This is a genomic window from Aeromicrobium halocynthiae, assembly GCF_039531385.1.
Taxonomy (GTDB): domain Bacteria; phylum Actinomycetota; class Actinomycetes; order Propionibacteriales; family Nocardioidaceae; genus Aeromicrobium; species Aeromicrobium halocynthiae.
Window position 1 is genome coordinate 192,397 of sequence record NZ_BAAAPY010000002.1, and the last position, 22,047, is coordinate 214,443.

Annotated in this window: 22 protein-coding genes, 1 pseudogene and 1 riboswitch; of the genes and pseudogenes, 10 read left to right on the plus strand and 13 right to left on the minus strand. The window is 73.6% G+C overall.

What is annotated here, in order from left to right:
• The 4 genes from ABD213_RS04965 (at nt 1) to ABD213_RS04980 (ending at nt 4,305) form a co-directional block, all read left to right on the plus strand.
• Nucleotides 1-1,224: an acyl-CoA dehydrogenase family protein gene (locus tag ABD213_RS04965; RefSeq protein WP_344325572.1), complete on the plus strand. Its 1,224-nt coding sequence runs from the start codon at nt 1-3 to the stop codon at nt 1,222-1,224.
• Between the two features lie 160 nt (nt 1,225-1,384).
• On the plus strand, nt 1,385-2,203 hold the full coding sequence (locus tag ABD213_RS04970; RefSeq protein ID WP_344325241.1) for an SDR family oxidoreductase: 819 nt from the start codon (nt 1,385-1,387) through the stop codon (nt 2,201-2,203).
• A gap of 188 nt (nt 2,204-2,391) precedes the next feature.
• Nucleotides 2,392-2,691, plus strand: coding sequence for a GNAT family N-acetyltransferase (locus tag ABD213_RS04975; RefSeq protein ID WP_344325244.1), 300 nt, complete (start codon nt 2,392-2,394; stop codon nt 2,689-2,691).
• A gap of 174 nt (nt 2,692-2,865) precedes the next feature.
• A complete protein-coding gene (locus ABD213_RS04980) occupies nt 2,866-4,305 on the plus strand; it encodes a DEAD/DEAH box helicase (RefSeq protein WP_344325247.1) in 1,440 nt (479 codons plus the stop codon).
• Nucleotides 4,306-4,324: 19 nt separating this feature from the next.
• Here ABD213_RS04980 and ABD213_RS04985 read toward each other — a convergent pair whose 3' ends face one another.
• Nucleotides 4,325-4,984 carry a flavodoxin family protein gene (locus ABD213_RS04985; RefSeq protein WP_344325250.1) on the minus strand — a complete coding sequence of 220 codons (660 nt, stop codon included), beginning with the start codon at nt 4,982-4,984 and terminating at the stop codon, nt 4,325-4,327.
• A 97-nt stretch (nt 4,985-5,081) separates the two neighbouring features.
• On the opposite strand from ABD213_RS04985, the gene ABD213_RS04990 reads away from it, so the two are divergent.
• Both ABD213_RS04990 and ABD213_RS04995 read left to right on the plus strand, forming a co-directional pair.
• Nucleotides 5,082-6,374: an alpha/beta hydrolase gene (locus tag ABD213_RS04990; RefSeq protein ID WP_344325253.1), complete on the plus strand. Its 1,293-nt coding sequence runs from the start codon at nt 5,082-5,084 to the stop codon at nt 6,372-6,374.
• 132 nt (nt 6,375-6,506) lie between these two features.
• Nucleotides 6,507-7,370 carry a DNA-formamidopyrimidine glycosylase family protein gene (locus ABD213_RS04995; RefSeq protein ID WP_344325256.1) on the plus strand — a complete coding sequence of 288 codons (864 nt, stop codon included), beginning with the start codon at nt 6,507-6,509 and terminating at the stop codon, nt 7,368-7,370.
• Between the two features lie 5 nt (nt 7,371-7,375).
• On the opposite strand, the gene ABD213_RS05000 is transcribed toward ABD213_RS04995, so the two are convergent.
• Entirely contained in the window at nt 7,376-8,203 is an 828-nt protein-coding gene (locus tag ABD213_RS05000; RefSeq protein ID WP_344325258.1) for an EamA family transporter, read from the minus strand.
• A gap of 72 nt (nt 8,204-8,275) precedes the next feature.
• Here ABD213_RS05000 and ABD213_RS05005 point away from each other — a divergent pair, with 72 nt between their 5' ends.
• Together ABD213_RS05005 and ABD213_RS05010 are read left to right on the plus strand one after the other, a co-directional pair.
• Nucleotides 8,276-8,902 carry a hypothetical protein gene (locus ABD213_RS05005; RefSeq protein ID WP_344325260.1) on the plus strand — a complete coding sequence of 209 codons (627 nt, stop codon included), beginning with the start codon at nt 8,276-8,278 and terminating at the stop codon, nt 8,900-8,902.
• A 52-nt stretch (nt 8,903-8,954) separates the two neighbouring features.
• On the plus strand, nt 8,955-9,527 hold the full coding sequence (locus ABD213_RS05010; protein WP_344325263.1) for an antibiotic biosynthesis monooxygenase: 573 nt from the start codon (nt 8,955-8,957) through the stop codon (nt 9,525-9,527).
• Nucleotides 9,528-9,530: 3 nt separating this feature from the next.
• Here ABD213_RS05010 and ABD213_RS05015 read toward each other — a convergent pair whose 3' ends face one another.
• Complete coding sequence (locus tag ABD213_RS05015; protein WP_344325266.1) at nt 9,531-10,013, minus strand: universal stress protein; 483 nt, start codon at nt 10,011-10,013, stop codon at nt 9,531-9,533.
• Nucleotides 10,014-10,147: 134 nt separating this feature from the next.
• On the opposite strand from ABD213_RS05015, the gene ABD213_RS05020 reads away from it, so the two are divergent.
• Complete coding sequence (locus ABD213_RS05020) at nt 10,148-11,638, plus strand: cobyric acid synthase (RefSeq protein WP_344325269.1); 1,491 nt, start codon at nt 10,148-10,150, stop codon at nt 11,636-11,638.
• A complete protein-coding gene (locus ABD213_RS05025) occupies nt 11,635-12,375 on the plus strand; it encodes a cobalt-precorrin-6A reductase (protein WP_344325272.1) in 741 nt (246 codons plus the stop codon). The genes ABD213_RS05020 and ABD213_RS05025 overlap by 4 nt, the downstream gene beginning before the upstream one ends.
• A gap of 10 nt (nt 12,376-12,385) precedes the next feature.
• Here the strand turns inward: ABD213_RS05025 and ABD213_RS05030 are convergent, their stop codons facing one another.
• From ABD213_RS05030 to ABD213_RS15075, 10 genes and pseudogenes are all read right to left on the minus strand, one after another.
• On the minus strand, nt 12,386-13,372 hold the full coding sequence (locus ABD213_RS05030; protein WP_344325278.1) for a cobalamin biosynthesis protein: 987 nt from the start codon (nt 13,370-13,372) through the stop codon (nt 12,386-12,388).
• Nucleotides 13,373-13,422: 50 nt separating this feature from the next.
• Nucleotides 13,423-14,451 (minus strand): nicotinate-nucleotide--dimethylbenzimidazole phosphoribosyltransferase, encoded by a 1,029-nt coding sequence (cobT, locus tag ABD213_RS05035; protein WP_344325281.1) that lies wholly within the window; start codon nt 14,449-14,451, stop codon nt 13,423-13,425.
• Entirely contained in the window at nt 14,448-15,218 is a 771-nt protein-coding gene (locus ABD213_RS05040; protein ID WP_344325288.1) for a CbtA family protein, read from the minus strand. The genes cobT and ABD213_RS05040 overlap by 4 nt, the downstream gene beginning before the upstream one ends.
• A gap of 207 nt (nt 15,219-15,425) precedes the next feature.
• Complete coding sequence (locus ABD213_RS05045; protein ID WP_344325291.1) at nt 15,426-15,653, minus strand: CbtB domain-containing protein; 228 nt, start codon at nt 15,651-15,653, stop codon at nt 15,426-15,428.
• A gap of 32 nt (nt 15,654-15,685) precedes the next feature.
• Nucleotides 15,686-15,822: riboswitch (cobalamin riboswitch) on the minus strand.
• Nucleotides 15,792-16,265 (minus strand): histidine phosphatase family protein, encoded by a 474-nt coding sequence (locus ABD213_RS05050; RefSeq protein ID WP_344325294.1) that lies wholly within the window; start codon nt 16,263-16,265, stop codon nt 15,792-15,794. It overlaps the preceding riboswitch by 31 nt.
• Nucleotides 16,262-17,002, minus strand: a complete 741-nt coding sequence (gene cobA / locus ABD213_RS05055; RefSeq protein WP_344325575.1) for a uroporphyrinogen-III C-methyltransferase — start codon at nt 17,000-17,002, stop codon at nt 16,262-16,264. Before cobA ends, ABD213_RS05050 begins: the two co-directional genes overlap by 4 nt.
• A 263-nt stretch (nt 17,003-17,265) precedes the next feature.
• Nucleotides 17,266-19,752, minus strand: a complete 2,487-nt coding sequence (gene cobBC / locus ABD213_RS05060; protein ID WP_344325297.1) for a bifunctional hydrogenobyrinic acid a,c-diamide synthase/histidinol phosphate aminotransferase CobBC — start codon at nt 19,750-19,752, stop codon at nt 17,266-17,268.
• Nucleotide 19,753: 1 nt separating this feature from the next.
• Complete coding sequence (gene cobO / locus ABD213_RS05065; RefSeq protein ID WP_344325300.1) at nt 19,754-20,368, minus strand: cob(I)yrinic acid a,c-diamide adenosyltransferase; 615 nt, start codon at nt 20,366-20,368, stop codon at nt 19,754-19,756.
• Nucleotides 20,368-21,168, minus strand: a complete 801-nt coding sequence (locus ABD213_RS15070) for a vWA domain-containing protein (protein WP_425546020.1) — start codon at nt 21,166-21,168, stop codon at nt 20,368-20,370. The genes cobO and ABD213_RS15070 overlap by 1 nt, the downstream gene beginning before the upstream one ends.
• Before the next feature lie 282 nt (nt 21,169-21,450).
• Nucleotides 21,451-22,047: pseudogene (locus tag ABD213_RS15075) on the minus strand (ATP-binding protein); the annotation flags it as partial.

Below are 22,047 nucleotides of genomic sequence, written 5' to 3' on the forward strand. Positions count from 1 at the left end.
ATGCACTTCGCCTTCGACGAGACCACCACCGATCTCATCGCCCGCCTCGAGTCCTTCATGGACGACGAGGTCTACCCCGCCGAGGCAGAGGCGCACGCGCAGATCCAGGCGCTCTACGACGAGGACCGCTGGGACCCGCCGGCCGTGCTCGAACCGCTCAAGGAGAAGGCCCGCGAGCGGGGACTGTGGAACTTCTTCCTCGCCGGTCACCCGGAGGAGGGCGGTCTGACGAACCTGCAGTACGCGCCGCTCGCGGAGATCACCGGTCGCAGCATCCAGCTCGCGCCGTCGGCCATCAACTGCGCCGCGCCGGACACCGGCAACATGGAGGTGCTGACGATGTTCGGCACCGACGAGCAGAAGGAGCAGTGGCTGCGCCCGCTGCTCGACGGCGAGATCCGCTCGGCGTTCGCCATGACGGAGCCGGACGTCGCGTCGTCGGACGCCACGAACATCGAGCTCTCCATCGTGCGCGACGGCGACGAGTACGTCATCAACGGTCGCAAGTGGTGGATCACCGGCGCGATGAACCCGAACTGCCGGGTCTTCATCGTCATGGGCAAGACCGATCCGTCGGCCGAGCGGCACCGCCAGCAGTCGATGATCCTCGTGCCGCGCGACACCCCGGGCCTGGAGGTCGTGCGCGGCATGCACGTCCTCGGCTTCCACGACCGTGACCACGGCGGCCACGCCGAGCTGCGGTTCACCGACGTCCGCGTGCCGGCATCGAACCTGATCGGCGGCGAGGGGGAGGGCTTCGCGATCGCTCAGGCGCGGCTCGGGCCCGGCCGCATCCACCACTGCATGCGCTCCATCGGCATCGCCGAGCGAGCCGTGGAGATGATGTGCCAGCGTGCCCTCGGACGGACGACGTTCGGCAAGCCCATCGCCCAGCAGGGCGTCGTGCAGGACTGGATCGCCGAGTCCCGCGTCAAGCTCGAGCAGCTGCGCCTGCTGACGCTCAAGACCGCCTGGCTGATGGACACCGTCGGCAACCGCGGGGCGCACAAGGAGATCCAGGCCATCAAGATCGCGACCCCGGCGACGGTCGAGTGGATCCTCGACAAGGCCATCCAGGTGCACGGCGCCGGCGGCCTGAGCCAGGACTTCCCGCTCGCGGAGATGTTCGCCGGCATCCGCACCCTGCGCTTCGCCGACGGCCCCGACGAGGTCCACAAGGCGTCGCTGGCCCGCGCCGAGCTGAAGAAGCACGCCGCCCGATGACCGCCCCCGGGGTTGCGCGAGTGGCGCGAACAGGGGATTTCGAGACGGCGTGTCGCCCCGGTTCGCGCCACTCGCGACCGGATATCCGCCACTCGGCGCACACTCTGCGCCACTCGACGACACGGTCGGAGAAGCATTTCTCGCCGGCTGAGGAGGGCCGATGAGGATCGAGGGTGCGAGCGCGGTCGTCACCGGGGCCGCCGGCGGGATCGGGGCAGCCTTCGCGCGCCGGCTGCTCGAGCGCGGTGCCGACGTCGTCCTGGCCGACCTCGACGCCGGCCGGTTGGCCGAGACAGTGGGGTCGCTGAAGCAGGAGTTCGGCGAGCGGGTGCGACACGTCGCCGGCGACGTCACCACCGACGAGGGCGTCGCTGCCGTGCTGACCGCCGCTGCCCGCCCGGTCGACCTCTACGTCGCGAACGCGGGGGTCTTCGCGGGCTTCGGCCTGGAGGCCTCCCTCGAGGACTGGTCGACGTCGTGGGACGTCAACGTCCTCGCCCACGTCGCCGCCGCCCGGGCACTGGTCCCCGGCTGGCTCGAGGCCGCCGGACCCGAGGCGCCCGGCGGCTGCTTCGTCAGCGTCGCATCGGCCGCCGGTCTGCTCACCCAGCTCGGCTCGCCGACGTACTCGGCCACCAAGCACGCGGCCGTCGGGTTCGCCGAGTGGCTCGCGGCCACGTACGGCGACCGTGGCGTGCAGGTCTGCTGCGTCTGTCCGATGGGCGTGCAGACGCAGATGCTCGAGACCGGTCGCACGAGTGAGGACGCCGAGGCGACGCTCGGCATGCGCGCCGTCACCACGGCCGGTGCCGCCCTCGCGCCGTCCGACGTCGCCGACGTCGCCCTCGAGGCGGTCTCCGCCGGGCGGTTCCTCGCGCTGCCGCACCCGGAGGTCGCCACGATGCACGCCCGCAAGGCGGCTGACCATGACGGGTGGCTGGCCGGCATGCAGCGGTTCCGGCGCTCCCTCGAGCGCTGACGGAGCGCTCACGGAGGCCCGACGCCGCCCGTCGAGTGGCGTGAGGCAGTCGTCGAGTGGCGGATTCCGCGTCGCGAGTGGCGCAACCTGGCGCGACACGCCGTCTCGGAATCCCCACTGTGCGCCACTCGCGGAATCGGGGGGCGTGCGCGAGTGTTGGGGTGGACATGAACGCCCGAGGAGAAGACATGAGCGAGTCGGAGGCCGTGGTCACGGTCGTGCAGGACGCCAGCAAGCCGGAGTACGACATCGTCGTCGACGGCGAGGTCGTGGGCTCGGCGCAGTACGTCGACGACGGTGACGGCGTGCACCGCTACACCCACACGAAGATCGATCCGGGACACGAGGGCAAGGGCTACGCCGCGACCCTCGTCGGCGCCGCGCTCGACGCCGAGCGAGAGGCCGGCCACCGCATCGTCGCCGAGTGTCCGTACGTCGCGTCGTTCGTCGAGAAGCATCCCGAGTACGCGGACCTGCTGGCCGACTGAGCGGCCTGTGACCCGCGGCACCGCGCGAGGATGCGGGCCGCGGGGGCCGTCACTGGTACGCTGGCGACGCTGCACCGCGCCGCGTGTGCAGATCATCGGCCCGGACTTCCGCTCGCGATGTCGCGCGTCTCGCGCCTGCAGCGGCCCCGGTGCCCCCAATCGTCTGAGAGTCACGTGAATCACCCCGTCGACGGCCGTGTGCCGTCCGCCCAGTCCCGTCCGAACCAGTCCCGTCCCCGTCCCACTGCGGGCGACGAGCAGGCCGTCTCCGGCTTCGCCGACCTGGGCCTGCCGAAGCCGCTCGTGAAGGCGCTCGCCCGTGAGGGCATCACCGAGCCCACGCCCATCCAGCAGGCCGTCCTGCCGTCGGCGCTCGCCGGCCGCAACGTGCTCGGCAAGGCCAAGACCGGCTCGGGCAAGACGCTGTCGTTCGGCATCCCGGTCCTCGACCAGCTCGCCGGGGGCCGCGCCGTGCCGCGGTCGCCGCGCGGCCTCATCCTCGTGCCCACGCGCGAGCTCGCCACCCAGGTGGAGCGGGCCCTGGCGCCGCTCGCCGCGGTCCTCGGCCTGAAGGTCGGCACCGTGCTCGGCGGCATGCCCATCAACCGTCAGATCAACGCGCTCAAGGCCGGCATCGACCTGCTGATCGCCACCCCCGGACGCCTCGGCGACCTCGTGGAGCGTCGCGCCTGCGTGCTCGACAAGGTCGAGATCGCCGTCCTCGACGAGGCCGACCACCTGTGCGACCTCGGCTTCTACAAGCCGGTCGACGCCCTGCTGGCCAAGACGCCGTCCACCGGACAGCGTCTGCTGCTCTCGGCGACACTGGACGGCGAGGTCGACAAGCTCGTGCGCCGGCACCTGCCGCAGCACGACCTCCACGAGATCGCGCCGGTCGTCACCGACGAGGGCACGATGGAGCACCACGTCATCGTCAGCGACCGTCCGGAGAAGCTCGCCACCGCCAAGCGACTGCTCGAGCAGAACCCGCGCACGATCGTCTTCGCCCGTACCCGTCGCGGTGCGAGCCGGCTCGCGCGCCAGCTCACGACCGGAGGCATCGACGCCGTCGACCTGCACGGTGACCTCGACCAGCGCAAGCGCGAGCGCAACCTCGCTCGGTTCAGCTCCGGCGACGCCGCGGTCATCGTGGCCACCGACATCGCCGCGCGCGGCATCCACGTCGACGACGTCGGTCTGGTCGTGCACTACGACGCCCCCGCGGAGCACAAGGCGTACACGCACCGCTCGGGCCGCACGGCCCGCGCCGGGGAGTCCGGCACCGTCGTCACGATGACGACCCCCGAGGACCTGCGCGACGTCGTCCAGCTGCAGGCCAAGGCCGGCGTCACTGCGCGTCAGCACCGTCAGGGCTCCATGCCCGACCCCCTGACGCTGGAGGCGCTGGCCACCAGCGGCACGATGCCCGAGCCTCGCCGCGGCGGCGGTGGCGGCCAGAGCCGCTCCGGCGGTTCGCGCGGCCAGGGTCGTCCGCAGAACCAGGGCGGCGGTCCGCGTGGCCAGAACGGTCAGGGTGGCGGACAGCGCTCCAGTGGCGGCCGGCGCCGCAACCGGTCCCGCTCCGGAGGCCGCGGCCAGGTCGCCGCACGCTGACTCGACAGCGTCCTGACGTTCAGCGGGTGTTGCCCTGGGCGGGCAGACCACCTGCGTCCTTCAACAGCCTGGCCACGTGCATGAGGTTCCACGACATGATGCGCGTGTTCCGCTGCGTGAAGTCGTTCTCCGGACCGCCCGAGCCCGCGTCGAGGTAGGACGGTCCCGGCCCCACCTCGCCGATCCAGCCGGCGTCGACCTGCGGTCCCACCGTGTAGCCGAGGTGCTGCAGCGAGTAGGTCAGGTTCATGCCGGCGTGCTTGATGCCGTCCTCGTTGCCGGTGACGACGATCCCCCCGACCTTGCCGTAGTAGATCGACTGGCCCTTGTCGTTCAGCTCGCCGGACAGCGCGTAGAGGCGCTCGACGAGCAGGCTGCACACGCTCGACTTCTCGCCCAGCCACAGCGGCGTGCCGATGACGAGGATGTCGGCTGCCAGGATGCGCGGGTACAGGTCGGGCCAGGCGTCGTCGGGGAAGCCGAGCTCGCGCATGTCGGGCTGCACGCCGAAGGCGACCGGGTGGTCGACGAGGCGGATCTCGTCGACGCTCACCCCCTCGCCGCGAAGGACGTCGGCACTGACCTGCATCAGCCCTGCGGTGTTCGACGTCTGCGGCGACGGCTTGAGCGTGCAGTTGACGTAGACGGCGCTCAGGTCGCCGTGGTCGTGGGTGGGCACGTCGTGGCCCTTCTGCTCGGGAGCTCGGCAGGACCAGTGTGCGACCGACGGCGCAGGACCGCTACTCCTCTGCCCGCTCCCCGGGCGGGTGGGCTTCGTGCGGGAGGCGACCGCGGCTCGTCGTCTGCTCGCCGACTCGACGGACCTCGACCTCTTCGCGGCGCGCGCCGTCGCCCGCCGCTGCCTGCCCGAGCTGGCCCAGGTCGGTCGCGGCGTCGGCGACGCCTGGCGTCGCGGCGACCCCGAGACGGTGCGCGCGCTCGCGGCCGTGGAGCTGCGCTCCCTGGGGCTCAGGGCGCCGGACGTGCCACAATCGGGCTTCGTGTCCCTCCTCGCCCCTCGCGTGCCGCGTGATCTCGGCGCTGCCGTCGACAACCTGAACGACAAGGTCCGGCGTCGCCGGCTCGCCGACCTGCGCGCCACCCCGCGCACCCTCGTGAAGGTCACGCCGCACGCGTCGCTGTTCCGCTACGACCCGGTGCCCGGCGTGGAGCAGCGGGGGCTGCCGGTGCTGTTCGTGCCCCCGCTCGCGGCGCCCGCGATCGCCTTCGACCTGCGCCGCGGCAACAGCGTCGTGGAGTACTTCGTCGGCCAGGGCCGTCCGGTCTACCTCGTCGACTACGGCCCGGTGAGCTTCGAGCACAAGCACCTCGGCATCGAGCACTGGACCGACACCGTCATCCCCACCGCGATCGCCCACGTCGTCGACGACGCCGATGCGCCCGCCGTGCACCTCACCGGGTGGAGCCTCGGTGGCATCTTCACGGTCCTGACGACGGCGGCCGACCCGAGCCTGCCCATCGCGTCGGCGACGGCCGTGGGCAGCCCGTTCGACCTGCGACAGGTGCCGCTGCTCGCACTCGCGCGACCAGTCAACACGGTGCTGGGACCGTTCGTCGGGGTGGCCTACCGCAGCATCGGCGGGGTCCCGGCGACGCTCACCCGTCTGGGCTTCCAGATCTCCGCCCTCGACAAGTACCTCACCAAGCCGCTGGCGATCCTCGCGAACGCCGACGACCGCGACTTCCTCGCCCAGCTGGAGGCCGTCGACCGGTTCATGGACAACATGTACGCCTACCCCGGCCGCACGTTCGGGCAGCTGTACCACGTCGTCATGCGCAGCAACGAGTTCGCCGGAGGCACGATGGAGCTGGGCGGCCGCACGGTGTCCCTGTCCGACGTCCACCAGCCCGTGCACGTCGTCGCCGGCACCGAGGACACCCTCGCTCCGCAGCCGGCGGTCGAGCACCTGCTGGAGCTGGTGCCGAACGCCCTCGACACCCAGCTGACGCCCGCTCCCGGCGGTCACCTGGGCGTGCTGACCGGACGCAGCGCCCGGCGCACCGCCTGGCCGGCGATGGAGGGCTTCTACTCGCGCCACGACGGGTGAGCCGGGCTCGAGCACTCGGTGGGTGCGCCGAGATGGACCGGATCTCGTCGGTTCGTGGCTGCCCGCCCCGATCCCCGTAGGGCCCGGCCCGCATCCCGGGCCGTGTCTGCGAGACCGGACTACGCTGGCCGCATGCCCGAGCTGCCCGAGGTGGACGCGCTCGCGGCCTTCCTGCGGGACAGGGCCGTGGGGCTGACGATGGCCGACGTCGAGCTGGCGTCGTTCTCGGTCCTGAAGACCTTCGACCCGCCGGTGACCGCCCTCGCGGGTCTGCAGGTCACCGGCGTCACGCGCCACGGCAAGTTCCTCGACCTCGACGTCGACGGCCTGCACCTCGTGGTCCACCTCGCCAAGGCGGGGTGGCTGCGGTGGTCGGACTCCTTCGGCGACAAGCGCCTGAAGATGGGCAACGGCCCGCTGACGGCACGGGTGCGCCTCGACGCCGGTGACGGACCGAGCGTCGGCTTCGACCTCACCGAGGCCGGGACACGCAAGGGCCTGGCGATGTACGTCGTCCGCGACCCGGGCGACGTGCCGGGCATCGCGGCGCTGGGGCCGGACGCCCTCGACCCCGACCTCGACCTGGCGAGCCTGCTCGCGGGACGTCGCATGCAGGTCAAGCGGTTCCTGCGCGACCAGACGATCCTGTCCGGCATCGGCAACGCCTACAGCGACGAGATCCTGCACACCGCCCGGCTGTCGCCCTTCGCGATCGCTGCCGACCTCGACGACGACGCGGTCGAGCGGCTCGACGCGGCGGTCCGCAGCGTTCTGACCGAGGCCCTCGAGGAGGCCACGGGCCGACCGGCCGCCGACCTCAAGGACGACAAGCGCACCCGCATGCGGGTCCACGGCCGCACGGGGCAGACGTGCCCGGTCTGCGGTGACACGGTCGCCGAGGTGACGTTCAGCGACTCCTCGCTGCAGTACTGCCCGACGTGCCAGACCGGTGGCCAGCGGCTCAAGGACCGCTCCACGAGCAAGTTCCTCAAGTAGGGGCGCTACCCGAGCGCGACGAGCGAGACCGCGAGCGCTGCGAGCAGGAGCCCGACCGCCTGCGGGCCGAGGATGCGTTCGCGCAGCACGACGGCCGCCAGCACGACCGTCGCGGCCGGGTAGAGCGAGGAGATGACCGCGACGACCGACAGCAGCCCGAAGCTCGTGGCGAGCAGGAAGGAACCGGTCGCGAGGGCACCGAGCGGCCCCATGACGAGGGCCCACCACGCCGCGGGCACGCGCGGCACCCACACCTGACGCATGATGACGGCCGTCAGCACGACGCTCACGACCGACGCGGCCTGCGTCAGGATCAGGGGGTAGAGGCCCGCGTCGTCGCCGACCTGACCGATCGCGACGAAGAGGACGCCGAAGCCGAGCCCGGCGACGGTCCCGTCGATGACACCACCGCGGTGGGTGAGGTCGCCGTCGACCATGCGGGCGACGAGCGCGATCGCGGGGAACGCGAGCGCGATGCCGAGGCCGGCGTACAGCCCGGGACGTTCGCCGAGGCCGAGCCCGACGAGGACCGGGAGCAGGGCGCACGTGACGGCCGACAGCGGTGCCACGACACCCATCCGCGACCCGGCGAGCCCGCGGTACAGGAACGCGGCCCCCACCCCTGTGCCCGCTCCGGCGGCGGCTCCCCACCACCAGTCGGACGAGTCAGGCGTGCCGCCGATGATCACGGCGGCGACGGCGATGCAGAGGGTCGAGGAGGTCTGACCCACCACGGCGACCTGCCACGGTCCGGCGCGCTTGCTGACGATGCCGCCGAGGAAGTCCGAGACGCCGTAGGACAGCGCGGAGATCAGCGACAGGACGATGGCCACCGGCGCAGACTACTGGCGATGCGGGCCGCGACGACCCCCGCCCGGCGAGGACCTGCTGACTAGGCTGGATCCATGGAGAAGAGACGGTCCTGGAGCGAGCGGACGAACGAGACGGTCGGCAACATCGCCGGTCGTGTCGACGGCCAGACCGTCGTGGCCGCGGAGCGAGCGACGCGCGTGCTGGTGCCGGCCGTCCGGTTGCTGCGGATCCCGACACTGGCGCTGCTCGTGCTGCCGATCCCGTTCATCCTCGCCACCGTCGGTCTCGCCCTCGCGGCCTCCGGCGTCGACCGGGTCGTCCTGCTGGTGATCGCCGTGCTCATGGGGCTGGTCTCCTTCGCGTTCGGGGCGCGGCGTCACCGCATCCTCCAGGCCGTCGAGGAGCCGGACGTGCTCGCCACCGAGCTCGGCATCGCCGTCTCCATGAGCGAACGGGTCGACGAGACCCGCGGCGTGCTGACCGCGATCGGCGGCGGCGGAGGAGCCCGAATCTTCTCCCGCATGAAGGGCATGTGGAGCGGCGTGAGGATGACCGGTCGGTGGATCGACGGCGTCGGCGACCTCCCCCGCGCGCGCTACTTCCTGCCGCCCAAGATCGGCACCACCGTCACGGTCACGATCGCCGCGCTGTGGCTCGTCCCCGTCTCGGTCGTCGTCGCGATGCTGTCGTTCATCGCGGTGCTCGCCCGCGCGCTCTGAGCCTCGCTCCACCCGTCGCCGCCGGTCGTCGTGCCTTCCCTACCCTGAGGGCATGTCCGGACCCGTCACCGTCTCCATCACGCGGCACGTCGACCCCGACCACGAGGACCAGATGCTGGCCTGGCTGCGGGCCGGGACCCAGCTCTCGGAGCGCTTCGACGGGTTCCTCGGCGCCGGGTGGGTCCGACCGGCGCCCGGCTCGCAGGAGTGGCACATGCTCTTCCGCTTCGCCGACGACGCCAGCCTCGCGGGATGGGTCGAGTCCGAGCAGCGCCGCTGGTGGCTGGAGTCGGCGCAGGGGTTCGTCGCCGAGACGCGCGTCGAGCGCCGCACCGGCATCGAGGGCTGGTTCGACGACCCGAGCGACGTCGACGTCGAGGACCTGCGACCGGCACCGGTGCCCCCGCCCCGCTGGAAGCAGATGGTGGCCATCTTCATCGTCTTCTGGCCGCTGAGCCTCGTGCTCAACCTGGCCGCGTCCCAGTGGGCGCCGGACGTGTGGCTCCCGTTGCGGGTCACGGTGACCGTGCTGGTGATGACCCCGACGATGACCTACCTGCTGCTGCCGTGGATCACCCAGCTGCTCGCGCCGTGGTTGAACAAGCAGCCCGTCGACCGGCGCTGAGGCTCAGTCGGTCGCGGTCTTCTTGGCGGTGCGCTTCTTCGCGCGGCGCGGATGGCCGGTGGCACGGTGCACCAGCACCGGGCACGTGGCCTGGTTCATGACCTTGTGGGTCACCGAGCCCATGAGCACGGCCTGACGTCGTGAGCTGCGCGAGGCGATGACGATGAGCCCGGAGCCGAACCGCTCGGCCGCCTGGAGGATCTCCGTCGCGGGCGTGCCGGAGTAGACGTGCCTCGTCACCGGCGGGCCCCATCCCTCGAGGCCGGCCGCGACCTCCGCCGTCGCCTCCTCCGCCGCCCGGCGGAAGGACCGCTGCGCCTTGGGGGCGGGCTCCGCGTCGTCCTTGGCGAACGGGACCGCGGCGAGCGGGCTGAGGACCGCGACCACACCCACCGAGGTCACGGTGGAGGGATCGACGATGGCGCGCAGGTAGGTCGCCGAGGCGAGGGACTGGCGTGAACCGTCGGTGGCGATCAGGACGTGCACGAGGGGCTCCTTCCGGCTGGGTCGGGGACGTGGCCGAGGACATCGTGCCCGATGCTCGGCCGGGCTCGGACCCGGGGCGTCCCCACCGGTCCCGGCACCATCCGCCCGGGTCCCCTGGCCCTAGTCTTGAGCCCATGCCCGGCTCCCTGCTCGTGGCCGGCACGACCTCCGACGCCGGCAAGAGCGTCGTCACGACGGGACTGTGCCGTGCCCTCTCCCGACGGGGTCTGGCGGTCGCGCCGTACAAGGCGCAGAACATGTCGAACAACTCCATGGTGGTCGGTACTGGCACGGCCACCGGCGAGATCGGACGGGCCCAGTGGGTGCAGGCGCTCGCCGCACGGGCAGCGCCCGAGGTCGCCATGAACCCGGTGCTGCTCAAGCCCGGCGGGGACCGTCGCAGCCACGTCGTGGTGATGGGCCGACCCGCAGGGGAGGTCACCGCGAGCGACTTCGTCGATGGTCGCCGTCACCTGGCCCGCGCCGCGCACGAGGCGTTCGACGACCTGTCGAGCCGGTACGACGTCGTGGTCGCCGAGGGCGCGGGGAGCCCCGCGGAGATCAACCTGCGGTCGTCGGACTACGTCAACATGGGCCTGGCCCAGCACGCCGGCATGCCGGTCGTGGTGGTCGGCGACATCGACCGCGGCGGGGTGTTCGCGTCGATGTTCGGGACCGTCGCGCTGCTCGACGTCGCCGACCAGGCGCTCGTCGCGGGCTTCGTCGTCAACAAGTTCCGCGGCGACCCGAGCCTCCTGGCGCCCGGCCTTCGCCAGCTGGAGCGGCTCACCGGACGGCGCGTGTTCGGCACGCTGCCGTGGGACCCGACCCTGTGGCTCGACTCCGAGGACGCGCTCGACCTCGAGGGCCGCCGCAGTGCCGGGTCCGGGCTGCGGGTCGCGGTGGTGCGGCTGCCGCGCATCAGCAACTTCACCGACGTCGACGCCCTCGGGCTCGAGCCGGGCGTCGACGTCACGTTCGTCTCCGAGCCCCGCGACCTCGCCGGCGCCGACCTCGTCGTCCTGCCGGGCACCCGCGCCACCGTCGACGACCTCGCGTGGTTGCGCTCGCGCGGGCTCGACGCGGCGGTCGTCGCCCACGCCCGGGCGGGCCGCGCCGTCCTGGGCATCTGTGGCGGGTTCCAGATGCTCGGACGGCAGGTTCTCGATCCCGCCGGCGTCGAGAGCGGAGAGCCGGCGGAGGTGGACGGGCTCGGGCTGCTCGACGTCGTCACCCGGTTCGACGCCGACAAGGTGCTGCGCCTGCCGTCCGGCGAGGCGTGGGGCCACCCGGTCGGCGGGTACGAGATCCACCACGGCCGCATCACCACCGGGGGTGACGAGCCGTTCCTCGGCGGTGCCGCCCGAGGCCTCGTGCACGGCACGATGTGGCACGGGTCGCTGGAGTCCGACGCGTTCCGCCGAGCACTGCTCGCGCGCGTCGCGCAGGCGTCGGGAGTGACGCTGCCCGAGTCCGACGTCTCGTTCGCCCAGCGGCGCGAGGCGAGGCTCGAGCGGCTGGGCGACCTCGTCGAGGAGCACCTCGACGTCGACGCCCTGCTGGCCCTGGCCCACGACGGCCCCGGCAGTCTCCCGGTGCTCCCCCCGGCCGGAGGAGGAGCATGATCCTCGTCCTCGGCGGCACCGGGGAGGCGCGTGCCCTGGCGCGGCTGCTCGACGCCGACGGCCTCGCCTTCACGACGTCGCTCGCCGGCCGGGTGGCCCGGCCGCGCCTACCGGTCGGGGAGGTGCGCGTCGGCGGATTCGGTGGCGTCGAGGGACTGCGCGACCACCTGCGGGCGAGTGGGACGGTCGCCGTCGTCGACGCGACGCACCCCTTCGCGGCCACCATCTCGGTGAACGCCGCACAGGCGTGTGCGGCGGCCGGGGTCCCGCTCCTGCGCCTGGAGCGTCCCGGCTGGTCGACCCACCCGGACGCGGACCGGTGGCACTGGGTCGACGACCACGACACCGCCGCCCGGACCACCGCCGACCTCGGTCGTCGTCCGTTCCTCACCATCGGCCGGCAGAGCCTGCACCGCTTCACCGGGCCGCTCGCCGACCGTGCCGCGCTCGTGCGTGTCGTGGACCCGCCGGAGCAGGACCTGCCTGCGACATGGACCGTGCGCCTGAGCCGCGGCCCCTACGACCACGACGCCGAGCGCGCCCTCGTTGCGGAGCACGGCGTCGACGTCGTCGTCACCAAGGACTCCGGCGGCGCGCACACCGTCGCCAAGCTCGACGTCGCCGCCGAACTGGGACTGCCGGTCGTGGTCGTGCGCCGGCCGGCGAGTCCGGCCGGGGTCGAGACCGTCGGGGACGCCGAGGCCGCGCTGACGTGGGTGCGGTCGATCGACGGCTGACTGATCGGTCCTACCGGGTCGTCGGTCGAGAGGCGTGCGTTCTCCGGCGTCGGCCGCAGCCGGTCGCGACGGCCGCCGCGACGCCGAGGGCGGTGAGGTCGACGGCATGCGCCAGCCGGGTCGACCGCTCGACGTCGGCGAGGGCGGGGGTGGGGCCGTCGCCGAGGGTGTGGCGGTCCTCGGTGCGTCCCTCGTAGACGTTCACGCCACCGAGCCGCACGTCGAGGGCGCCGGCGAACGCCGCCTCGACCGGCCCGGCGTTCGGGCTCGGGTGGGCGGCCGCGTCGCGACGCCAGGTGCGCACCGACCGGACGGGGGAGCCGCCGACGAGCGGCGCGCACGCGGCCGCCGAGGCCGCCGCCACCCGCGCGGGCACGAGGTTGAGGACGTCGTCGAACCGGGCGGCCGCCCAGCCGAAGCTCCGCAGCCGCGGCGTGCGGTGCCCGACCATCGCGTCGAGGGTGTTCGCGGCGCGGTAGGCGAGCAACCCGGGCACACCGGCGAGTCCACCGGCCAGCAGGGGGGCGACGACGGCGTCGGAGGTGTTCTCCGCGACGGACTCGACGGTGGCCCGGACGACGGCGGACTCGTCGAGGCGGTCGGGGTCGCGGCCCACGAGGTGGGTGACGCGCTGCCGAGCCGCCGGCAGGTCGCCCGCCTCGAGCAGGGCCGCGACGGCGAGGGCCTCACGCTCCAGCGACCGGCCACCCAGCACGGTCCACGTCACGGCGGCGACGGCGGCGGACTCACCGAGGGGGCCGAGTCGGCGGGCCGCGCGATCGGCTGCCAGGCCGAGCAGGGCCGAGCCGCCGACGAGGACGGCGACGTGGATGACGCCGTTCGCCCGTCGGTCGGCGTAGGTGAGCTTCTCGAGGGCGCCGGCCAGCCGGCCGAACCCCGCGACCGGGTGGAAGCGTGCGGGGTCGCCGAGCCGGCGGTCGAGGACGAAGCCGACGACGAGTCCCGCCGCGCGGGCTGCTCCGCGTCGTCCGGGCACTGGAGACCGATCAGGGGTCCCGGTGGCGGGGTCGCCCTCGGCGGGGCGGGTCACAGCAGGTCGGACAGCAGGGCGGTCTCGGCGAGGAGCAGGGCGGCCGAGCGCAGCAGCGGGACGGCGGCGACGGCGCCGGACCCCTCGCCGAGGCGCATGCGTGCATCGACGAGCGGCTCGAGGCCGAGCTTCTCGAGGGCCAGCGACTGCGCCGGCTCCGTGGAGCGGTGGCCCGCGACGAACCATTGCGTGGCTCCGGGGGCGAGGTCCTCGGCCGTGAGCGCGCAGGCGACGGAGATCAGCCCGTCCAGCACCACCGGCACCCCGCGCTCCGCGGCGCGAGCGAGGAAGCCGACGGTGGCGGCGAGGTCGGCCGAGCCCAGGGCGGTGAGCCGCTCCACCGGGTCGTCCACGCGGTCGCCGGCGCGCTGCAGCGCCGCTCGGACGACGTCGGTCTTGCGGTCGAGCCCCTCGTCGTCGACGCCCGTGCCGCGTCCCACGACGTCCTCGGCAGGCAGCCCCAGTGCCGCCGCCACGAGGGCGGCTGTCGGCGTGGTGTTGCCGATGCCCATGTCGCCGCCGATCAGCAGGTCGGCGCCGGCGGCGATCTCCTCGTCCGCGACCGCGGCGCCCGTCGCCAGCGCCTGCTCGGTCTCGGCTCGTTCGAGCGCGTCCTCGACGTGGATCGCGCCGCTGCCCCGGCGCACCTTGTGGGCCCTGACCGCCGGGTCGATGCCGTCGAGGTCGTCGTCGACGCCGAGGTCGAGCACGCGCAGGTGGACGTCGTGCTGACGTGCCAGAGCGCACACCCCTGCCGTGCCGGCGGCGAAGGAGCGGACCATCGCCGGCGTGACGGCGGCAGGGTAGGCGGAGACCCCGTGCGCGGCGACGCCGTGGTCGCCGGCGAAGACCACCGCGCGGACGGCGGCGGGAGGCCGTGGCGGCACGACACCCTGCACCGCCGCCAGCCAGACCCCTAGATCGCCGAGGCGTCCGAGCGCACCGGCCGGCGTCGCGAGCGCGGCCAGGCGCTCCTCGGCAGCAGCGCGGGCAGCGGCGTCGGGGGCGCTCACGGTGACCTTCACAGCGCCGCCACCTCCGCACGGCGACGCGCCTCGGCGAGCGTCCGCTCCTCCGAGCGCGCGGTCAGCACCGACAGCAGCAGGCCGATGCCGAGCCACAGCGTGCCCTGGGTGAGCAGCGCGCTCACGCGGAAGTCGTAGAGCGTCGTCGCCGGGAAGTCGGCCGGCACCTCCTCGATCGGCGGCAGGGCCACCCCACCGACGACCATCACCGCGACGTAGACCAGCACGGTGACCGCGACGGCGTTCGTCGCCCCGATCCGCGCGATGAGCCGCGCGGCGAGCATGACGACGAACAACGCCACCAGCACCGACAGGCTGACGAAGGAGAAGAAGAGGGCCGTCCGCTCACCGAGGGTCTCCTCGCTGCCGACGGCGGGCGGGTTCGGCGGGTACTTCACCCACGGCACCAGCGTGTAGGAGACGAACCCGGCGCCGGCGACGAGGGCCACGGCCCCCACCGGCCGCAGTCGCCCGAGCCGCCCGGCCGCGAAGGCGGCACCGATCCCAGTGATGCCGCCGAGCACGACACCGAAGATGACCAGCGCGGTGGCGAGCCCCGGTCCGGCCTGCTGGCCGCGGGTGACCTCGGTGTTGTGCCCCTCCTCGGTGGCGGGCTCGTCCTCGACGACGCCGGCGGAGGCGGCCTCCTCGACGGCGATGGCCTCGTCGATGGGCGGCTCACCGACGGCGAAGGCGACGGCGAAGGCCAGCAGCCCGGCCACGAGGCCGGCCACCAGGCCGTTGACGAGGTAGGTGCGTGCGGTCATGTGGAGTTCCTTGCGTGGTGGTCTCGATACGTCCGGACCGGCTCCTGCGTCGCGGTCCGGCCTACCCGACCGGCGTGGGGTGGGGTGGTGGTCGTAGGTCCGGGCTGCTCGGCCGGTGTGGACCGGGCCACTCGACGGCGCACCGAGACCACTGCCTAGCTCCCGCTGCTCGCCCGAACCGCGAGACCGCGGACGCCAGAGCGAGCGTCAGTGGCAGGGGAAGCCGAGCAGGTGGCGTCCGTCGTGGACCCACTCGTGCACGACGTCGCCGGACAGCAGCGTCAGTGCGCCCTGCTCGGTGCCGATGAAGTACAACGCCACGGTGGCGAGGAGCACCGCGAAGATCGCCCACGGGGCGAGCTCTGCGATGGGGACGGTGATCGCGTCGAGGTCGGCGTCGATGCCGGGTGACGCGACGGGGTTGAGCTGGCTCATGGGTGCCTCCTGCGGGATTCCTGCGTCCCTGAGATGGATGGGCTGTCCACGAGAGGGTCTGACTCCACCCGACGAGCGGGTGTCACAGTAGCGCGACTGTGCCGGACTCTCACCGGCTTCCTCCTGCGCGGACGAGTGTCAGCATAGGGCATCGAGGGCCCACGCAGGAGTGCCTTCTCGAGGAACGAGCCGAACGGCCGACGCGTTGGTCGGCAGGGGGAGTGGGACGTCGGCCAGCAGTCGTGCCGCGTGGGCGATGACGTCGCCGTGCGTGACGAGCAGGACGGGGCGCTCCGGGCCGGTGGCGCGGACGTCGTCGACGACCGCGAGGACCCTCCGGGAGAGCGTGTCGAGGCTCTCACCGCGGCCGAGCTCGACGAGACGGGGGTCCTCGACGAGCGGCAGGGCGAGGACGTCGGCGATGATCTGCGCGCTCTGCCGCGCGCGGGTCGCAGGCGACGTGATCACGGAGCCGACCAGACCGGCCAGGACGGCGGCCGCCGCGGTGACCTGGTCGCGTCCGCGCGGGGTCAGCGGCGGCTGTGGGTTCTGGTACTGCATCCGTCCGGCGGCGTTCCAGGTGGACTCGCCGTGCCGCATCAGGACGATCACGGCAGGCCGCCGAGGTCGGCGACGGCGCCGATCACGGCGATGGCCGGGGGCCCGACCTGGGCGGTGCGGAGGCGCTCGTCGATCGTCTCGAGGGTGCCGCGGACCCGCACCTGGCTGGGCAGGCTCGCGTCGGCCACCACGGTGACGGGGGTGGTGGGGGTGAGGCCGTGACGCACGAGCTCGGCGCAGATGGCCGGCAGCGTCCGCACGCCCATGAGCACGACGATCGTGGTGCCGAGGCGGGCGAGGGCGGCGTAGTCGAGCGTCGAGGACTCGTGGCCCGGCGGCACGTGCCCGGACACGACGGTGAACCCCTGCACGAGCCCACGGTGGGTGACGGGGACGCCGGCGAGGGCGGGTCCGGCGATCGAGGACGAGACGCCCGGCACGACCGTCACCTCCACGCCGGCGCCGGCGCACGCGATGGCCTCCTCGCCGCCGCGGCCGAAGACGAAGGAGTCGCCGCCCTTGAAGCGGACGACGTGCTTGCCGGCCTTGGCGTGGTCGACGAGCAGGCGGTTGATCTCGTCCTGTCCGGTGCTGCGTCCGCCGGGGATCTTGCCGACGTCGATGACCTCGGCGTGCTCCGGAGCCCAGCGGAGCGCGGCGAGGGGGGCCAGTCGGTCGGCGACGACGACGTCCGCGGTCTCGATCGCGGCGCGACCGGCGAGCGTCAGCAGGCCGGGGTCGCCCGGACCGCCGCCGACGAGCGTGACGCGACCGGGGCCGCTGCGCAGGGGTGCGTCGCGGCGACCACGGGGACGCACGACGACGTCGAACGCCGAGGGGTCGGCGTCGGAGACGTCGACGACGCGGACGAGCCCTCGTGCGGCGAGGTCGTCGACGATGGCGCAGGTGTCCTGCTGCTCCCCGAGGCCCTGGCGGCGGACCGCGGCGACGGTCACGGTCGCCCCGGCGTCGACGAGCGCACCCACCTCGGCGGCGGCGTGCGCGTCGGCGCCGAGGACGAGGGCGGTGCGTCCGGTCAGGTCGTAGCCGATCACGTGAGCTCCATCCGCAGGGTCGCCAGCAGCTTGCGGGCGACGTCGGGTCGTCGGACCGACAGGCGAAGCCAGCTGTCGTCGAGGCCGGGGAAGGTGTCGGCGCGGCGCGTGGCGAAGCCGGCCGTCCGCAACCGGGTGTGCATGCCGGGCCCGGGACGAGCGAGGACGAACGGGGCGGGCCCGTCGACGTGCGGGACGCCGAGCTCGGTGAGGCCGTCGGTCAGGACGGCGCGGTTCCGGGCGAGGGCGGTGGCACGGACGGCGGTCTCGGCCAGCGCCCGTTCGCTCGAGCACGCGATCATGGCGGCCACGGCGGCGGCGCTCACCGACCACGGTGTCTGGCGGGCACGCAGGGCCGCGACCGTGTCGGCGTCGCCGAGCACGTACCCGGCGCGGACGCCGGGGATGGACCACAGCTTGGTCAGGCTGCGCACCACGAGCACGCCGGGACGGGGGGCGTCGGCGAGCGACTGGGGCTCGCCGGCGAGGCCGTCCATGAAGGCCTCGTCGACGACGACGAGCCGCCCGGGTCGGCGGAGCTCGTCGATGGTGCGGGCGGGGTGCAGGACGCCGGTGGGGTTCGTGGGGTTGCCGAGGACGACGAGGTCGGCCTCCTCGGGGACCCGGTCGGGCTCGAGGCGGAAGCCGCTGCCGGGGCTGCTCACCACGTGGCGCACCTGGTGGCCCTCGCGGGCGAGCGCGACGTCGGGCTCGGTGAACTGCGGGTGGACGACGACGGGGCAGCGCCACGGTCGCAGTCCGGCGACGAGCGCGAACGCCTCGGCGGCGCCGGCGGTGGCGAGGACCTCGGCGGGTCGTCGTCCGTGGCGACGGGCGAGGGCGTGCTCGCCGGGAGTGGGGTCGGGGTAGGAGCCGACGTCGGCTGCTGCGAGGGCCTCCTCGAGCCAGTCGGGGCGCGCTCCGTCGTAGGTGTTCACGGCGAGGTCGACGAGGCTCGGACCGACCTCACGGTCTCCGTGCCAGCGCAGCGGGTCGGTGGCGGCACGATCTCCGTCAGCGACCTCGGGTGCACGCGTCGGGTGCTCGACGTGGCGCGAAGCGGCCGAGGCCGTGGGTGCCAAGGTGCTGCGGCGGACGGGGGTGTTCCTGGCCGCCGCGACGAAGCGCTCGGCCATCTGCGGGTGGCCGGCCCAGTGGGTGTGCAGGTAGGAGGCGTGCAGCCTCGCGGTGGCGAAGCCGGCAGGACCCTGCGGCCCGGTCCATGCAGCCGAGCCCTCGTCCTGCTCATGGGGGATCCCGGGGGTCACCGTCGTGCGGTGGAACTCGTGGCCGGTGACGCGGGCGCCGGCGGGAGCGACGAGCGTGTCGGCGGGGGAGACCCAGGAGCGGTAGGCGAGGGTCAGGCGCGGGGTCATGGTGGCCTGGGCGTCGATGGCGCCGACCATGGGCGCGCCGTCGACGCTGCGGCACAGGTAGAGCAGGCCGGCGCACTCGGCGTAGGTGGGCACGCCGGCGGCTACGGCCTCGCGGAGGGCGTGCCGCAGGGGTTCGTTGGCGGACAGTCCCGCGGCGTGGACCTCCGGGAACCCACCGCCGAGGTAGAGGGCGCGGGTGCCGTCGGGCAGCGAGGCGTCCTCCAGGGGGTCGAAGACGGCGACGTCGCAGCCGAGGGAGGCGAGGAGCTCGGTGGTCTCGGTGTAGCGGAAGGTGAAGGCGCGACCGCCCGCGACGGCGACGACGGGCCTCTCGGTGCCGCGTGGCGCTTCGGCCGTCGGGCCGGGAGGCGACCAGGCGTCGACGGCGAGGTCGGGGGCGGACCGGGCGAGGGACATCAGCTGCGGCAGGTCGATCGTGCGACCGATGGCGTGGGCGAGGCGGTCGAGTGCGTCGGCGGCGTCGGAGCGCTCCGCGGCGGGCACCAGGCCGAGGTGGCGCGAGGGCGCCACGACGGCGTCGTCGCGGTGCAGCACGCCGAGCACGGGCACGCCGGTCTGCTCCATGGCACGGCACACCTCGTCGCCGTGGCGCTGGGAGCCGACCTTGTTGAGGATGACGCCGACGACGCGCACGTGGGGGTCGAACCCCACCATTCCCTGCACCATCGCGGCAATGGACCGTGACGCGTGGGAGACGTCGACGACAAGCACGACGGGGCTCTGCGTCAGGCGGGCGACGTGGGCGGTGGAGGAGAAGCCGTCGCCGCCGATCTGCCCGTCGTGCAGCCCCATGACCCCCTCGACGATCGCGACGTCCGCCGGCGGCCCGGCGTGCAGCGCACCGTGCACGAGCAGCGGACCGAGGCGGTCCTCACCGACGAGGTGCGGGTCGAGGTTGCGGCCGGGCCGGCCGGTGGCGAGCGCGTGGTAGCCGGGGTCGATGTAGTCGGGGCCGACCTTGTGGCCGGAGACGACGTGGCCGGCACGGCTCAGCGCGGCCATGAGTCCGGTGGCGACGGTGGTCTTGCCGTGCCCGGACGCGGGCGCGGCGATGACGAGCCGGGGCAGGACGTGCGAGGAGGTCATGTCACCACTCGATCCCTCGCTGGCCCTTCTGGCCGCGGTCGAAGGGATGCTTGACGTGCCGCATCTCGGTCACGAGGTCGGCGATCTCGACGAGCTCGGGGGCGGCGCGTCGACCGGTCATCGCGACGTACTGACGTCCGGGGCGCTGCGTGAGGGTGGTGACGACGTCGTCGACGTCGATCCAGCCGCGCTCCATGAGGTAGGTGAACTCGTCGAGGACGTAGAGGTCGTGGGTCTGCTCGGCGAGACGGCGCTTGACCTCGGCCCACCCCTCGGCGGCCTCGGCGGCGTGGTCGGTCTCGGTGCCGGGCTTGCGCGACCACGACCAGCCCGATCCCATCTTGTGCCACTCGACGGGTCCGCCCTCGCCGGTCTGCTCGTGCAGCTCGCCGAGCCGCTCGAGGACGGTCTGCTCCCCGATGCGCCACTTGGCGGACTTGACGAACTGGAAGACGCCGATGCTCCAGCCCTGGTTCCAGCCGCGCAGCGCGAGGCCGAACGCGGCGGTGGACTTGCCCTTGCCGTCGCCGGTGTGGACCATCAGCAGCGGCTGGTTGCGCCGCTGGCGGGTGGTGAGCCCGTCGTCGGGGACGACGAGCGGCTGTCCCTGTGGCATCAGGCGCTCCGTCCCGTGCCGAGCCCGACGGTCTCCGAGCGGACGACGCCGGCGAGCGCCTCGGCGCTGACCTCCCCGAGGGGCACGTGCTCGGCGCGCAGGTGCTCGGCCAGTCGTTCGCCGAGCCCCAGCCGGAAGCGCCCGGTCTCGCAGTCGACGACGACGCTCGAGACGCCGGTGTCGGCCAGGTGGGCGGCCATCCGGTGGGCGCGACCCAGCGGGTCGACGCCGTGGGTGGCGCGTCCGTCGGTGACGACCACGAGCAACGGACGCCGACGGGGGTCGCGGACGGCCTCGAGGCGGAGCACCTTCTCGACCTGCTGCAGTCCCTCGGCGAGGGGGGTGCGCCCGCCCGCGGGGAGGTCCTCGAGGCGCCGGGCGGCGATGTCGATCGACGACGTCGGGGGCAGCGCGAGCGTGGCCTCGTCGCCCCGGAACGTCACGAGGCCGACCTTGTCGCGTCGCTGGTAGGCGTCGAGCAGGAGCGAGAGGATCGCGGTCTTGACCTGCTCCATGCGACGGCGGGCGGCCATCGAGCCCGAGGCGTCGACGCAGAACAGGACGAGGTTGGACTCCCTGCCCTCCCTGACGGCGACCCGCAGGTCGTCACCAGCGAAGGCGATGCGCGAGCCGGTGCGCGTTCGGGTCGCCTGGTGGGGAGCCGCGGCGCGGATCGTCTCGACCAGGTGGATGCCACTGCCGCCGCGCCCGGGCACGGAGGCGCCGATGCGTCGACCGGAGCTCGTGACGGCGCGCGAGCGTCGCCCCGACTCCCCGGCACCGGTGCCGCGCACCGTCATGAGGCGAGGGCGGTACGGCTGCTGGGCCGCGACGGTCGTCGTCGGGTCCGGGCGGCCGGCTCCGTCGGTGGTGACGTCGTCGGCGGTGTCCTGTCCGGCACCCTCGCCCGGTCCACCCTCGGCGGCGCCACCGTCGCCGGGCCCGTCCTCGTCCGACGCCTCGGACGGCTGGGACTCCTGGCCGGCGTCGTCCTGGTCCTCGAGCGGGTGCTGGTCGTCGGGGGTGGGATCGTCGGGCGTCGGGTCGGTGGGGGGCTCGTCGTCACCGAGGATCTCGTCGAGGAGGTCCTCGTCGATGCCCGGCGCGTCGAACGGGTTGCGCCGGCGCCGGTGCGGCAGCGAGAGCAGGGCCGCGGCGCGGATGTCCTCACGCAGGACGTCGGTGCGTCCGTTCCAGGCCGCGTGCGCGGCGGCGGCACGGGCGGTGACGATGTCGGCCCGCATGCCGTCGACGTCGAAGGCGGCGCACACCTGGGCGATCTTCAGCAGCGCCCAGTCGCTCGGCTCGACCTTCTCCACCAGCTCCTGGGCGGCGCGGATCCGGTCGGTCAGCTGCTGCTCGTCCGCGGCGAAGCGCTCGGCGAAGCCATCGGGGTCGGTCTCGAAGGCGATGCGTCGGCGCACCACCTCCACACGCGTCCTCGGATCGCGCGGCGCGGCGACCTCGACGGTCAGCCCGAACCGGTCGAGCAGCTGCGGGCGCAGCTCGCCCTCCTCGGGGTTCATCGTCCCGACGAGCACGAACCGGGCCGCGTGCTCGACCGAGACACCGTCGCGCTCGACCGTGGCCCGGCCCATCGCGGCCGCGTCGAGCAGGAGGGCGACGAGGTGGTCGTGCAGCAGGTTCACCTCGTCGACGTAGAGGATGCCGCGGTGCGC

Bases quoted from the DNA above. Each gene is read 5' to 3' on its own strand.
- ABD213_RS05045 (WP_344325291.1), bottom strand. From the start codon at position 15,653: ATGAGCCAGCTCAACCCCGTCGCGTCACCCGGCATCGACGCCGACCTC.
- ABD213_RS04965 (WP_344325572.1), top strand. From the start codon at position 1: ATGCACTTCGCCTTCGACGAGACCACCACCGATCTCATCGCCCGCCTC.
- ABD213_RS05040 (WP_344325288.1), bottom strand. From the start codon at position 15,218: ATGACCGCACGCACCTACCTCGTCAACGGCCTGGTGGCCGGCCTCGTG.
- ABD213_RS04975 (WP_344325244.1), top strand. From the start codon at position 2,392: ATGAGCGAGTCGGAGGCCGTGGTCACGGTCGTGCAGGACGCCAGCAAG.
- cobBC (WP_344325297.1), bottom strand. From the start codon at position 19,752: ATGACCTCCTCGCACGTCCTGCCCCGGCTCGTCATCGCCGCGCCCGCG.
- ABD213_RS04995 (WP_344325256.1), top strand. From the start codon at position 6,507: ATGCCCGAGCTGCCCGAGGTGGACGCGCTCGCGGCCTTCCTGCGGGAC.
- ABD213_RS05025 (WP_344325272.1), top strand. From the start codon at position 11,635: ATGATCCTCGTCCTCGGCGGCACCGGGGAGGCGCGTGCCCTGGCGCGG.
- cobO (WP_344325300.1), bottom strand. From the start codon at position 20,368: ATGCCACAGGGACAGCCGCTCGTCGTCCCCGACGACGGGCTCACCACC.
- ABD213_RS04970 (WP_344325241.1), top strand. From the start codon at position 1,385: ATGAGGATCGAGGGTGCGAGCGCGGTCGTCACCGGGGCCGCCGGCGGG.
- ABD213_RS05020 (WP_344325269.1), top strand. From the start codon at position 10,148: ATGCCCGGCTCCCTGCTCGTGGCCGGCACGACCTCCGACGCCGGCAAG.
- ABD213_RS05005 (WP_344325260.1), top strand. From the start codon at position 8,276: ATGGAGAAGAGACGGTCCTGGAGCGAGCGGACGAACGAGACGGTCGGC.
- ABD213_RS15070 (WP_425546020.1), bottom strand. From the start codon at position 21,168: ATGACGGTGCGCGGCACCGGTGCCGGGGAGTCGGGGCGACGCTCGCGC.
- ABD213_RS05010 (WP_344325263.1), top strand. From the start codon at position 8,955: ATGTCCGGACCCGTCACCGTCTCCATCACGCGGCACGTCGACCCCGAC.